Annotated in this window: 11 protein-coding genes; all 11 read left to right on the top strand. The window is 31.2% G+C overall.

The annotated features are described in order from the left end of the window. The first annotated feature begins 7 nt into the window (after positions 1–7). Positions 8–796: a phosphatidate cytidylyltransferase gene (locus tag MOO46_RS02530; protein ID WP_249511452.1), complete on the top strand. Its 789-nt coding sequence runs from the start codon at positions 8–10 to the stop codon at positions 794–796. 25 nt (positions 797–821) lie between these two features. After that, entirely contained in the window at positions 822–2096 is a 1275-nt protein-coding gene (gene rseP / locus MOO46_RS02525; protein WP_249511451.1) for an RIP metalloprotease RseP, read from the top strand. A 22-nt stretch (positions 2097–2118) separates the two neighbouring features. After that, positions 2119–3828: a proline--tRNA ligase gene (locus tag MOO46_RS02520; RefSeq protein ID WP_249511450.1), complete on the top strand. Its 1710-nt coding sequence runs from the start codon at positions 2119–2121 to the stop codon at positions 3826–3828. A gap of 72 nt (positions 3829–3900) precedes the next feature. Next, positions 3901–8220, top strand: a complete 4320-nt coding sequence (locus MOO46_RS02515) for a PolC-type DNA polymerase III (protein ID WP_260525477.1) — start codon at positions 3901–3903, stop codon at positions 8218–8220. Between the two features lie 53 nt (positions 8221–8273). After that, positions 8274–8807, top strand: a complete 534-nt coding sequence (gene rimP, locus MOO46_RS02510; RefSeq protein WP_249511449.1) for a ribosome maturation factor RimP — start codon at positions 8274–8276, stop codon at positions 8805–8807. Between the two features lie 18 nt (positions 8808–8825). Beyond that, positions 8826–9914, top strand: a complete 1089-nt coding sequence (gene nusA / locus MOO46_RS02505) for a transcription termination factor NusA (RefSeq protein WP_249511448.1) — start codon at positions 8826–8828, stop codon at positions 9912–9914. A gap of 23 nt (positions 9915–9937) precedes the next feature. After that, positions 9938–10237 (top strand): RNase P modulator RnpM, encoded by a 300-nt coding sequence (gene rnpM, locus MOO46_RS02500; protein WP_249511447.1) that lies wholly within the window; start codon positions 9938–9940, stop codon positions 10235–10237. Then, on the top strand, positions 10227–10544 hold the full coding sequence (locus MOO46_RS02495; RefSeq protein ID WP_249511446.1) for a L7Ae/L30e/S12e/Gadd45 family ribosomal protein: 318 nt from the start codon (positions 10227–10229) through the stop codon (positions 10542–10544). Before rnpM ends, MOO46_RS02495 begins: the two co-directional genes overlap by 11 nt. A gap of 4 nt (positions 10545–10548) precedes the next feature. Next, positions 10549–12762 carry a translation initiation factor IF-2 gene (gene infB / locus MOO46_RS02490; protein WP_249511445.1) on the top strand — a complete coding sequence of 738 codons (2214 nt, stop codon included), beginning with the start codon at positions 10549–10551 and terminating at the stop codon, positions 12760–12762. A 13-nt stretch (positions 12763–12775) separates the two neighbouring features. Beyond that, entirely contained in the window at positions 12776–13129 is a 354-nt protein-coding gene (gene rbfA / locus MOO46_RS02485; RefSeq protein ID WP_249511444.1) for a 30S ribosome-binding factor RbfA, read from the top strand. A gap of 94 nt (positions 13130–13223) precedes the next feature. Beyond that, entirely contained in the window at positions 13224–14138 is a 915-nt protein-coding gene (truB, locus tag MOO46_RS02480; protein WP_249511443.1) for a tRNA pseudouridine(55) synthase TruB, read from the top strand. The last annotated feature ends 4 nt before the right edge of the window (positions 14139–14142 follow it).

Below are 14142 nucleotides of genomic sequence, written 5' to 3'. Positions count from 1 at the left end.
AAATAAAATGAAACAAAGAGTATTAACGGCAATTATTGCTTTAATAATATTTATTCCAGTCGTTTTATTAGGCGGAATATTTATAGATGTAGCTGCAATTGCATTAGGAATAATTGCTGTATCTGAAGCATTAGTTATGAAAAAGAAGTTGGTTGTTTCGATCGAAGCAATCCTATCTTTTATAGGTGTTTCTTTAATTATAGCTCCTGATAATTGGTTTATACATTTACCTAATTTTCTATCTTCACAGTTCTTATTATATATAGTTATTATGTTATTAATGCTTAGGACTGTTATAACTAGAAATCGTTTTTCTTTTGATGATGTTGGTGTCCTGACTTTATCGATGTTTTATGTAGGAATAGGTTTTCATTATTTTATTTCTGCTAGATCTGATAGCATATCAACATTGTTTTATGCTTTATTTATCGTTTGGATTACTGATAGTGGTGCTTATATTTTTGGTAAAAAATTTGGTAAAAATAAGTTAGCTCCACATGTGAGTCCAAATAAAACGTGGGAAGGATCGATTTGTGGATCTCTACTTGCAACCGTTATTGGTACAATGTGGATGTTATATTATAATATCGGTAATACTTCAGTTATAGAGGCTATATTTATTACCTTAATTTTATCAATTGTAGGACAATTTGGAGATTTGGTGGAGTCAGCTTTAAAACGCTATTATCGAGTAAAAGATTCAGGGAAAATTTTACCTGGACATGGTGGAATTTTAGACCGCTTTGATAGTCTTCTTTTTGTTTTACCGATATTACATTTGTTTGGAATTGTATAAATGATTATTTAAAGGAGCGATGATTGTGATTTTAACTATTGTATCTTTTATAATAGTTTTTGGAATTCTTGTCTTTGTCCATGAATTTGGACACTTTATAGTTGCTAAAAAGTCAGGAATTATGGTTCGTGAATTTTCTATTGGAATGGGACCTAAACTATTTTATTATCGACACAATTCAACAACTTATACGATAAGATTATTGCCATTAGGTGGATATGTAAGAATGGCAGGTTCTGCTGATAATGAATCACAAGAATTAGAACCTGGGACACCAGTTAGTTTACAGTTTGATAAAAATCAAAAAGTTAATTCAATTAATACAAGTAAAAAACAAACACTATATAAAGGAATCCCTTTAGAAGTAACTGGTTGTGATTTAGAAAATGATCTTTGGATTGAAGGTTACGAAAATGGTAATGAAGACCTAAAAAAAAGATACGATGTAAATCATGATGCAGTTATTATTGAGCAAGATGGTCTTGCTGTACAAATCGCACCTGAAGATGTTCAATTTCAAAATGCACCAGTTTGGAAAAAGTTTATAACTAATTTTGCAGGTATTTTTAATAATATTATTTTAGCAATTATAGCTTTTTCTTTGTTGGCTTTTCTTCAAGGTGGAGTGGCTTCTAATAGTAATTCTGTTAATGTTTCACCTAATAACCATATTGCTAAAGATGCAGGAATTAAGAATAAGGATAAAATAATTAGTGTAGATGGTCAAAAAATAAATGATTGGCAAAGCTTAAGTACTAATATTCAATCTAAACCAGATCAAAAAATAACATTAAAAGTTTTAAGGAATAATTCAGTAAAAACGATTAATTTAACAACTGGATCTGCTAAAAATGGTTCCAATAAATATGGCGTAATTGGTATTACAGGAACTTTAAATCATTCATTTAGTGCTAAACTATTTTCTGGATTCTCTCAAACTTGGAGCTTTACGAAGTTGTTAGTCACTAAATTAATATCGATGGTTTCTGGTAACTTTAGTTTAAACGACTTAGGAGGACCTGTAGCTATTTTTGCTAATACCTCACAAGCCGCTAAATTGGGAATTGATGGAATTGTTTACTTCTTGGCTTTCTTATCTATTAATTTAGCTATAATTAATTTAATTCCAATTCCTGCGCTGGATGGTGGTAAAATATTATTAAATATAGTTGAGGCAATCAGAAGAAAACCTACTTCTGAAAAAGTAGAAACAGTTGTTACTTTGGTTGGTTTTGCTTTTATAGTTATTTTGATGATTCTAGTTACACTAAATGATATACAGAGATACTTTTTACATTAAAAAGTAAATAAGGAGATTTTTTATGAAACAGTCTAAAATGTTGATTCCTACTACAAAGGAAGCTCCTAAGGGTGCCGAGGCACTAAGTCATAAATTAATGTTAAGAGCCGGTTATATTAAGCAAGTTTCAGCTGGAATGTATGCTTATTTACCACTAGCTTATCGCGTGATTTCTAAAATTGAAAATATTGTTAGAAAAGAAATGGATAGTATTGATGCTAATGAAACATTAATGCCAGCGGTTTTACCGGCCAAGCTTTGGAAAGAATCTGGACGTTTAGATACTTACGGTCCAGAGTTGTTTAAACTTAAAAATCGTCATGATACAGACTTTATTTTAGGACCTACTCATGAAGAAACTTTTACTACTTTAATAAGAGATTCAATTAAGTCTTACAAAAAGTTGCCTTTAATTTTATATCAAATTCAACCTAAATATCGTGATGAAGATCGTCCTCGTTATGGACTTTTACGTAGCAGAGAATTTATTATGGAGGATGGATATTCTTTCTCAATTGATGATGAAGATTTAGATAAAATCTATAATAATATGGAAAGTGCATATAGATCTATTTTTGATAAAATTGGTTTGAACTATCGAACTATTATTGGAAATGGTGGTGCAATGGGGGGATCAGATTCAATTGAATTTTCTGCTCCTGCTGCTGTAGGTGAAGATACAATTGTTTATTCAGATGATAGTAATTATGCTGCTAATTTAGAAATGGCTAAAAGCATTTATGAACCATTACAGAATAAAGCAGAAATCAAGGATATTGTGAAATTATCAGCACCTAACGTTAATAATGTTGATGAAGAAGTTAAGGCATTAGATACTACTAAAGATAAACTTATAAAAAGTATTTTATTCATTGCTGATGAAAAACCAGTTTTAGTTATGGTTCGCGGTAATGATGAAATTAATGATACTAAGGTTAAGAATTATTTATGCGCATCCGAACTAACACTAGCTAATGATGAACAAATTCAACATTTTGCTAATGTTAAAAGTAGTTATATTGGACCACTTGATTTAAATAAAGATGTTAATATTATAGCTGATAATTATGTTAAGAATATGATAAACGCTTATGTTGGTACTAATGAAGATGGATATTATTTTGCTAACGTAAATGCTGAGCGAGATTTTGAAAATGTCGATTACAATGATTTTAGAACTGTTAGAGAAGGTGAAATATCTCCAGACGGTTCGGGAATTTTGAAGTTTACTCGTGGAATAGAAATTGCTCATATTTTTAAATTAGGTACTAGATATTCCGATACGTTGGATGCGAATGTTTTAGATGCTAATGGTCGTCAAAAACCAGTTGTAATGGGTTCATATGGGATTGGAATTAGTCGTTTATTAACTGCTGTTGCTGAACAACAGTCTGATGAAAATGGATTGATTTGGCCTAAACAAATATCACCATTTGATATTCACTTAATTCCCGTCAATATTAAAAAAGATGATCAAGTAAAAGTATCTAATGAAATCGAAAAAGAACTTTTAGATAATGGTTATGAAGTTTTAACTGATGATCGTAAAGAACGAGCAGGAGTTAAATTTGCAGATTCTGATTTAATTGGTATCCCAATAAGAATTACTGTTGGTAAAAAAGCTACTGATGGAATTGTCGAAATTAAAATCAGAAAAACTGGTGAAACTATAGAAGTCAAAAAAGAAGAAGTTGGTAGTACTATTTCAATCTTATTAAAAGATTTGAAATAGATGATTTAAAAGATCAGTTTATTTTATAACTGGTCTTTTTTAATCTTTATGAATTTATTGGAGGTTTAATCCTTGCTAAATAAAAAAGAATTATTTTCCAAACTTTTGAAACAACTTCAATTCGATGGAGAAGAATCAGAATTCAGTAATGGAGAAATAGAAAAAATTGAAGTTCATAAGAAGTCTAAAATATTGGAATTCTTCATAACTTTGCCTAACATTCTTTCTTATGATGTTTTTGTAGATTTTTATAATCGAATGCAAGCAACTTTTGATGATATTAATAATATATCCTTAAATTTGTCTGTAAACGATAGTAATTTTAATAATAAAAATTTAGGTGATTATTGGAGTTGGGTCGTTAAGCATGCTAAAATTTCTGAATCGCTTAAACAAGAGTTATTAAAACATGATAATTTAAAATTGAATGATAAAAGGGTTGAATATACAGCTGAAAATGAGATTGTTAAGAATTTTTTGGTTAATAAAGCATTGGGCCCAATTGAAGAAACTTATCGTAGTCTTGGATTTCCACAGTTCAACATTCATGTTTATGTTGATGAAAGTGCTTCTCAAGAAAAAATTAAAGATTTTAAAATTCAAAAAGAAAAACGTGATGCCGAATTAGCCAAAAAAGCAGTTAAAGCAATCAAGGAATCATCTGATAAACGTCAAAATAATAGTAAAAAAGCAGTTCCCAGTGGAAAAGTTATGATTGGTAGACCAATTAAAAATGATGTTGATATTACAAAAATGATTGACATAGTTCAAGAAGAACGTTTAGTAGTTGTTAATGGTCATATTTTTGATAAGGAAATTCGTTCATTACGATCTGGTCGTCAACTAATGATTTTAAAAATTACTGATTATTCTTCTTCAATTGTTATTAAGAAATTTTCTAACAATGAAGATGATGAAAGTCAGTTTGCTGCTATCCAGGAAGGTGATTGGATAAAAGCTCGTGGTGGAGTGCAAGAAGACAACTATACACATGAACTTACTTTAAATGCTTATGATATTAATCCTTTAAAACACGAAGAACGTCAAGATAATTCTGAAGATAAACGAATTGAACTTCATTTGCATACTCAAATGAGTCAAATGGATGCTACTAATAGTATCAATGATTTTGTTTCAAGAGCTAAAAAGTGGGGACACTCTGCACTTGCTATTACTGATCATGCAGCTGTTCAAGGATTTCCATTTGCTTACAGTGCTGCTAAAAAGAATGATATTAAAATGCTATATGGAGTTGAAGCTAACGTTGTAGATGACGGTGTGCCAATTACTTTTAATGCCGATGACCGTGATTTATATGATGCAACTTATGTAGTATTTGATATTGAAACTACTGGATTATCTGCTATTTATGACAAAGTTATTGAAGTTTCAGCTGTAAAAATGAAGCATAATAATGTTTTAAGTCAATTTGAAGAATTTATTGATCCTGGTTTTCATTTATCTGATTTCACCACTCAACTAACATCAATTACTGATGAAATGGTTCATGGATCTAAATCTGAAGAAGATGTTTTTAAGCTTTTTAGAGATTTTTGTGGAGATGCAGTTGTTGTTGGGCATAATGTGACTTTTGATGTTGGCTTTATGAATGTTGGATATTCTAAGTATGGAATGGATGAAATTAAAAATCCAATTATTGATACATTGCCATTAGCTCGTTTCTTATATCCTAATTTTAAAAGTTATCGTTTAAATACTTTAGCTAAAAAATTTGATGTTTCACTAGAACATCATCATCGGGCAGTATTCGATGCCGAAAGTACTGGCCATTTAAACTATATTTTTGTAAAAGAAGCTGAAGATAAGTATGGGATAACTAAAGTTAATGAATTTAATGCACATATGAGTGAACATGATGCATATAAACACGCACGTCCTTTCCATGCAATCTTACTTGCACAGACACAAAGCGGTTTAAAGAACTTATTTAAATTAATATCATTATCGAACGTAAAATATTTTTACCGTGTTCCTAGAATTCCTAGAAGTGTACTAGAAGAATATCGAGAGGGTATTTTGGTAGGATCTGCTTGCTCTAGTGGTGAAGTATTCACTTCAATGATGCAAAAAGGTAAGCAAGAAGCTTTATCAAAGGCTGAATTCTACGATTATTTGGAAGTACAACCTAAGTCTGCTTATCAGCCATTGATTGATTCTCAACTTATTCATGATCAAAAACATTTGGAAGAAATTATTTCTAATATGGTTGAAGCTGGTGAAGAATTGGATAAGCCGGTAGTTGCAACCGGGGATGTTCATTATTTAGATCCGCATGACTATATTTATCGAAAAATTCTAATTCATTCTCAGGGATTTGCTAATCCATTGAATCGTCAAAAATTACCTGATTTACATTTCTTAACAACAGATGAAATGTTAGATAATTTTAAGTTCTTAGGTGATGATTTAGATCGCAAAATTGTTATTGATAACACTCATAAAGTTTCCAATATGATTGATGACGATATTCATCCAGTCTTAGATAAATTGTATACACCTCATATGAAAGGTGCAGAGGATGAAATTAAGAATAGTACTATGGACAAAGCTCATGAATTATATGGAGAGCAATTACCTGAGTTGATTCAAAAACGATTGGATAAAGAGTTAAAAAGTATTATTGGAAATGGCTTTTCAGTTATTTATTTAATTGCTAAACGTCTAGTTGCTAAAAGTAATAAGGACGGTTATTTAGTTGGCTCTCGTGGATCAGTTGGGTCTAGTTTGGTTGCTACGATGGCTGGAATTACTGAAGTCAATCCACTTCCGCCACATTATCGTTGTCCTAAATGTCAATACTCACTTTTCTATACCAAAGGAGAATACGGTTCTGGTTATGATTTACCACATAAAGACTGTCCTAAATGTGGAACTCTAATGGTTGGTGATGGACATAATATTCCTTTTGAAACTTTCTTGGGATTTAAAGGAAATAAGGTACCAGATATTGATTTAAATTTCTCTGGTGATTACCAACCAATTGCTCATAATTACTTAAAAGTACTGTTTGGTGAAAAAAATGTTTATCGTGCCGGAACAATTGGGACAGTTGCAGATAAAACAGCTTATGGATTCGTAAAAGCTTATGAACGTGATACTGAACAAGTTATTCGAAGTGCAGAGATTGATCGCTTGTCTAAAGGTGATACTGGAGTTAAAAGAACAACTGGGCAACATCCAGCTGGTATTATCATTGTTCCAGATGATATGGATATTTTTGATTTTACACCTATTCAATACCCTGCAGATGATCAAAATGCTGCATGGGAAACTACCCATTTTGATTTTCATTCTATTCACGATAACATTTTAAAAATGGATGTTTTGGGACATGATGATCCTACAATGATTAGAACTTTACAAGATTTATCTGGAATTGATCCACAATCAATTCCAATGGATGACCCAGGTGTTATGGGATTATTCTCTGGTACTAATACTATTGGAGTAACGCCTGAACAAATTCAATCAAAAACTGGTACGTTAGGGGTTCCAGAATTTGGTACTAAGTTTGTTAGAGGGATGTTAGAACAAACTAAGCCTAATAATTATTCACAGCTACTACAAATTTCTGGACTATCACATGGTACTGATGTTTGGCTAGGAAATGCTGATGAATTAATCCGTGATGGGAAAGCAACAATTGCTAACGTTATTGGTTGTCGTGATAATATCATGACTGATTTAATTAATTGGGGATTAGACTCAGAAACTTCTTTCCAAATAATGGAATCAGTTCGTCATGGTCGTGGGATTCCTGATGATTGGCAAAAACAGATGCATGAAGCAAATATTCCTCAATGGTATATCGATTCATGCTTAAAAATTAAGTATATGTTTCCAAGGGCCCATGCTGCTGCTTATGTTTTAATGGCACTTCGTGTGGCTTACTTTAAAGTTTACTTCCCATTAGTTTACTATTGTGCATATTTTTCAGTGAGAGCTGATGATTTTGATTTGGTTTCAATGTGTAACGGAAAAGAAACAGTTAAAAATAAAATGAAAGAAATCAACGATCAAGGAAATGATGCTTCTGCTAAAGATAAAAATTTATTGACTGTTTTGGAATTGTCTAATGAAATGATTGAACGAGGATTTGATTTTGAAATGGTTGATTTAGAAAAATCTGATGCTGAAAAATGGTTGATGGATGGTAAAAAATTAATTGCACCATTTAGAGCTATTCCAAGTTTAGGTATAAATGTTGCTAAACAAATTGTAGCAGCTAGAGCTGACAAGCCTTTTATTTCTAAAGAAGATTTGTCAAAACGTGGTAAGGTTTCTAAAAAAATAATCGAATTTATGACTGATAATCATGTGATTGATGATTTACCAGACGAAAATCAGTTAAGTTTATTTGATATGATGTAGATAGCGTTGAATTATTTATCTATTTATGGTATTATGTTTTCTGATTAGTATCCATGGAAAGGAGTGAGCAGAGATGCTCGCTCTTTTTATTGGCTTTTTTAGGAGGCGTTTCATTGAGTGAAATTACAGAAACAGTAAAGAAATTAGTTGATCCAATTCTTACTGACCATAATTTTTATTTGTATGACATTGAATTTGTTAAAGAGAGTAAAAATTGGTATTTAAGAGTATATATTGATAAGAAAAATGGAATTAATATTGAAGACTGTGCGCTTATCTCTGATGAGTTAAGTGAAAAATTGGATTCAATTGATCCTGATCCAATTCCACAAGCATACTTTCTTGAAGTTTCTTCTCCAGGAGCAGAAAGACCTCTAAAAAAACCAGCTGATTTTAAAAACTCAGTTGGTGAATATATTCATATTTCTTTATATGCACCCATCGATGGTAATAAAATTTATGAAGGTACTTTAAAAGAATATAACGAAGATGATTTGTTAATCGAAATTAATATCAAGGGTCGATTTAAAGATATATCGATTCCAAAGAAATCTATTGCTAAGGCTAGACTAGCAATTAAATTTTAATTAAGGGAGCAAAATAAAATGAGTAAAGAACTCTTAGGCGCTTTAGACGCTTTAGAAACTGAAAAGGGAATTGCTAAAGAAACGATTATTGATGCTTTAGAAGCAGCCTTAACATCAGCTTATAAACGTAATTATAATCAAGCACAAAACGTTGAGGTTTCTTTTGATGATAAAAAAGGTAAAGTTCATGTTTATGCTGTAAAGCAAGTTGTTGAAGAAGTTGCTGATAATCGTTTAGAATGTAGCCTATCAGATGCTCTACAATTAAATCGTGGGTATGAATTAGGTGACGACATTAGATTTGAAGTTACTCCTAAGAATTTTGGCCGTATTGCTGCACAAACAGCTAAACAAGTTATTATGCAAAGAGTCCGTGAAGCAGAAAGAACTATTGTTTACAACAAATATAGTAAGTACCAAGATGAATTAATGACTGGTGAAGTTGAAAGAGAAGACAATCATTTTGTATATATTGATTTAGGAAATGTGGAAGCTGTTATGTCACATAATGATCAAATGCCTAATGAAGAATATCGACCTCAAGATAGAATTAAGGTTTATGTAAACAAAGTTGAAGATGCTACTAAAGGACCACAAGTTTTTGTTAGTCGTACTGCTCCAGGATTATTAAAAAGATTATTTGAAGAAGAAGTTCCTGAGATTTATGATGGAACTGTTGAAATTGTTTCAATTGCTAGAGAAGCAGGTGATCGTGCTAAAGTAGCTGTTTATTCTAGTAATGATGATATTGATCCAGTTGGTACTACTGTTGGACCTAAAGGTCAAAGGGTGCAAACAATCGTTAATGAGCTTGGTGGAGAAAACATGGATATTGTTCAATGGACAGAAGATCCTGCTGAATTTATTTCCAATTCATTAAATCCATCAGAAGTGGTTGATGTTATTTTTGATGAAAATAATGAACATGCTTGTACTGTGATTGTACCTGATTATCAATTATCTTTGGCTATTGGTAAAAAGGGTCAAAATGCTCGCCTTGCAGCTAAATTAACTGGATATAAAATTGATATTAAATCAGAATCAGAAGTATCAAAGGAAACATCTGATATAATGAATGAAGATTCTGATTCAGATGATGAACTTTAATTTTTTAAGGAGTTGATAATTCAATGAAGCGTAGAAAAATTCCAATGAGAAAAGATATTGTCACTGGAGAAATGGCTCCCAAAAAAGAATTAGTAAGAGTTGTTAGAGATAAAGAAGGTAATGTATCAATCGACGAAACTGGTAAAAAGTCTGGCAGAGGTGCTTATGTTTCGATTGATGTTGATGTTGCAAAAAAAGCTAAGCAGAATAAGACATTTAATGAGGTTTTTTCTGTTGAATTAGATGATCAATTTTATGATGATTTAATCTCATATGTTGATCATAAACAAGCTAGAAAAGAATTGTTTAAAAATGACAGATAAAGACAAAATATTGAATTTTATTGGAATTGCCAAGCGTGCAGGTAAGGTAACAACTGGAGAAGATATTTTGCTAAGTGCAATCAAAAATAACAAAGTGAAATTTCTTTTAGTTGCTTCTGACACTGGTCAATCTAGTTATAAAAAATTCATGGATAAATCTAGTTATTACGGAATTCCAGTTAATAATATGTTTCTAAAAAATGAACTTAGTAATGCTATAGGTATGAAAAGAACTATTATTGGAATTTCGGATAATGGATTTGCCAAACGTTTAAAAGAAATGACAAATAATTGTAAAGGAACGTGATGATATGGGTAAAAAAAGAATTTATGAACTATCTAAGGAAATTAGAGTATCTACTAAAAAAATCATCGATACCGCTAAAAATAAGGGGATCGATGTTACAAATCATATGTCTACCTTAACTGATAGTGATGAAAAGACATTAAGAAACATTTTAGGTAAAAAGTCTAACCATCATTCAAATAATTCTAAAAAGCCTTCCGATGGACATCACAACAATAAGCCAATGAATAGTAATAATGGTAAACAACAATTTAATAATAATCATAAAAATACTAGTCAAGGTAAAAATACTTCAAAGTCTAATTTAAATAATAATTTTAAAAAAGGCAAAAAGAATAAAAAGAAATTCAATAAACGTAACAATCGTCATAATCGTTTTGCTGGAATGTATACTAAAAATCAACGCATTAGACAAAACCATAAGCAAAACAAGGCTCCGGAAAGAAAAGAACGTCCATTGCCAAAGACTTTTGTTTACACTACTGGAATGAATGCTCAAGAAATTGGTAAAGCATTGCACAGAGAACCAGCTGAAATTGTTAAAAAACTATTTATGTTAGGCGTTATGGTTAATCAAAATGTATCTTTAGATAAAGATACAATTGAACTTTTAGCAGCTGATTATGGTATTCAAGCAGAAGAAAAAGAAGTAGTTAATGTATCTGATTTGGATAAATTCTTTGAAGAAGAAGAAAATAACACTGATCATTTAGAAGATCGTGCTCCAGTTGTGACAATTATGGGACACGTTGACCATGGTAAGACTACTTTATTAGATTACTTAAGAAATTCTCATATTACTGCTGGTGAAGCTGGTGGAATTACTCAAGCAATCGGTGCTTATCAACTAAAGCAAAATGATAAGTCCATTACTTTCTTAGATACACCTGGACATGCTGCATTTACTGCTATGCGTGCTCGTGGGGCTGATATTACTGATATTACTATTTTAGTAGTAGCTGCTGATGATGGTGTAATGCCACAAACAATTGAAGCTATTGATCATGCTAAGGCTGCTAAAACACCAATTATTGTTGCAATTAATAAGATTGATAAGCCAGGTGCAAATCCTAACCATGTAATCGAACAATTGACTGGATATGGTTTAATTCCAGAAGACTGGGGGGGCGAAACTATCTTTGTTGAAATTTCAGCTAAGATGGGAACTAATGTTGATGAACTATTGAACATGATTTTACTTCAGTCAGACGTTATGGAACTTAAAGCTAATCCAGATCAAAATGCTGCTGGATCAGTGATTGAAGCTCGACTAGATCGTGGACGTGGACCAGTTGCTACCTTATTAGTTCAACAAGGTACTATGCATGTTGGTGATCCAATTGTTGTTGGTGATACATTTGGTCGTGTGAGAACAATGATGAATGAAAAAGGTCAAAATCTTAATGATGCGACTCCATCTACACCAATTGAGGTTACTGGTTTAAATGATGTGCCAGAAGCTGGTGATCGTTTTATCGTATTTGATGATGAAAAAACTGCTCGTAGTGCTGGTGAAGAAAGAGCTAAAGAAGCTCAAATGGAAGAACGTAAGAAAAATAATAGTGTTACTTTAGATAATCTTTTTGAATCAATTAAAGAAGGCGAAAAGAAAGAAGTTAATGTTATTATTAAAGCTGATGTTCAAGGGTCAGTTGAAGCATTAGCATCAAGTTTACAAAAAATTGATGTTGAAGGTGTAAAAGTAAATATTGTTCATAGTTCAGTAGGAGCTATTAATGAAAGTGATGTAGCATTAGCAGAAGCTAGTGATGCAATCATCTTAGGATTTAATGTGCGTGCTACTTCACAAGCTAAAGAACAAGCAGAAACTGATAAAGTAGATATTCGTTTACATCAAGTTATCTACGATGCTATTGATGAAGTTGAATCTGCTATGAAAGGTATGTTAGCACCTAAGTATAAAGAAGTTATTACTGGTGAAATCGAAGTAAGACAGCTATATAAGGCTTCTAAAGTTGGAACTATTGCTGGTGGAATGGTAACTAGCGGTTATGTGAATAGAGATAGTAAAATTCGCTTAATTCGTGATAATGTTGTTATATATAATGGCGAACTTAATAGTTTGAAACGTTTTAAAGATGATGCAAAAGAAGTTAAACAAGGTTTTGAATGTGGACTTACAATTGAAAACTACAACGATATTAAAGAAGGCGACGTTGTAGAATCATACAAAATGGAACAAATTCCTGTAAAATAAGGGGTGAATTGTAATGGCACAATATCGAGTTGGTAGATTAGAACAAGAAATTCAACGTGAAGTTAATGATATTCTTTTAAAAAGAGTTCGTGATCCACGTGTTCAAGGTGTAACAATTACTGGTGTAGATGTTACTGGTGATTTACAGCATTCAACAATTTATTACAGTATTTTGTCCAATAAAGAAAACGATGAAGAATCAACCCAAAAAGGATTAGATAAGGCTACTTCTTTAATTAGAGGTGAATTGGGTTCTCGTCTAAGTATTTATAGAACACCTGAATTAAATTTTAAACTTGATGAGTCAATTCAATACGGTAGCAAAATTGATCAACTTATTAATAACTTGAAAAAATCAGATAGATAAACAAAAAAGCAGATAATTTATCTGCTTTTTTTATTTGCAAAATTTCATTATGATATAATTTTATATAAATAATTTTAAATTAGGAGATTTAAATATGTTAGATGGAATTATTCCTTTATTTAAAGAAAAAGGTATGACAAGCTTTGATTGTATTCGCAAAATGCGTGGTATTTTAAAAATGAAAAAAATCGGTCATAGTGGTACTTTAGATCCAAATGTTGATGGTGTGTTACCAATTTGTGTTGGTAAAGGCACTAAAGTAGTAGATTATTTAATGAATTCTGGAAAAATTTATCAGGGTAGTATTACTCTAGGTTTTTCAACCACTACTGAAGATTTAGATGGTGAGATTGTAGATATGAAACCACTTGATAATCCTATATCTAATGATAAGATTAACAATCTTCTAGAAAGCTTTGTATCAGATGATTTAGTTCAAATTCCACCTATGTATTCTGCTATTAAGGTAAATGGTAAAAGATTATATGAATATGCTAGGAATAATGAAGAAGTAGAACGTCCCGAGCATCATGTAAAAATTCATTATTTTAAACAAATAAAAGCTAGCTTTTATGATAGTCAGAAAAAAGAACAAACAATTTATTTTGAAGTAGGTTGTGGTAAAGGAACTTATGTAAGAACTTTAGCTGTTGATTTTGGTCGCAAGCTTGGACTTCCAGCGGTTATGTCTAAGCTTACTAGAATTAAAAGTGGCAATTTTACAATCGACCAAACTGTTAAATTATCTGATGTTGAAGATGCAGTTAAAAATAATGACATTAATAATGTTTTATATTCAATTGATCATGCATTAAAAAATTATAAGCATGTTGATATGTCTTTAAATCAATGGAAGATAGTTCAAAATGGTGGTTTTTTAAGACCAAGTGAGTTGCAAATAGATGATAAAAAATGTGTTCTTTCATATAATAATGACATAAAGGCTTTATATTATTTCAGTAAAGATAAGCGTGAATTTAAGCCAGAGAAAATGTTTAGTAATAAATAAGAAA

Origin of the sequence: Apilactobacillus apisilvae (genome assembly GCF_023380225.1) — a bacterium.
In the GTDB taxonomy this organism is placed as follows: domain Bacteria; phylum Bacillota; class Bacilli; order Lactobacillales; family Lactobacillaceae; genus Apilactobacillus; species Apilactobacillus apisilvae.
This window is presented reverse-complemented; position numbering and strand designations above follow the sequence as displayed.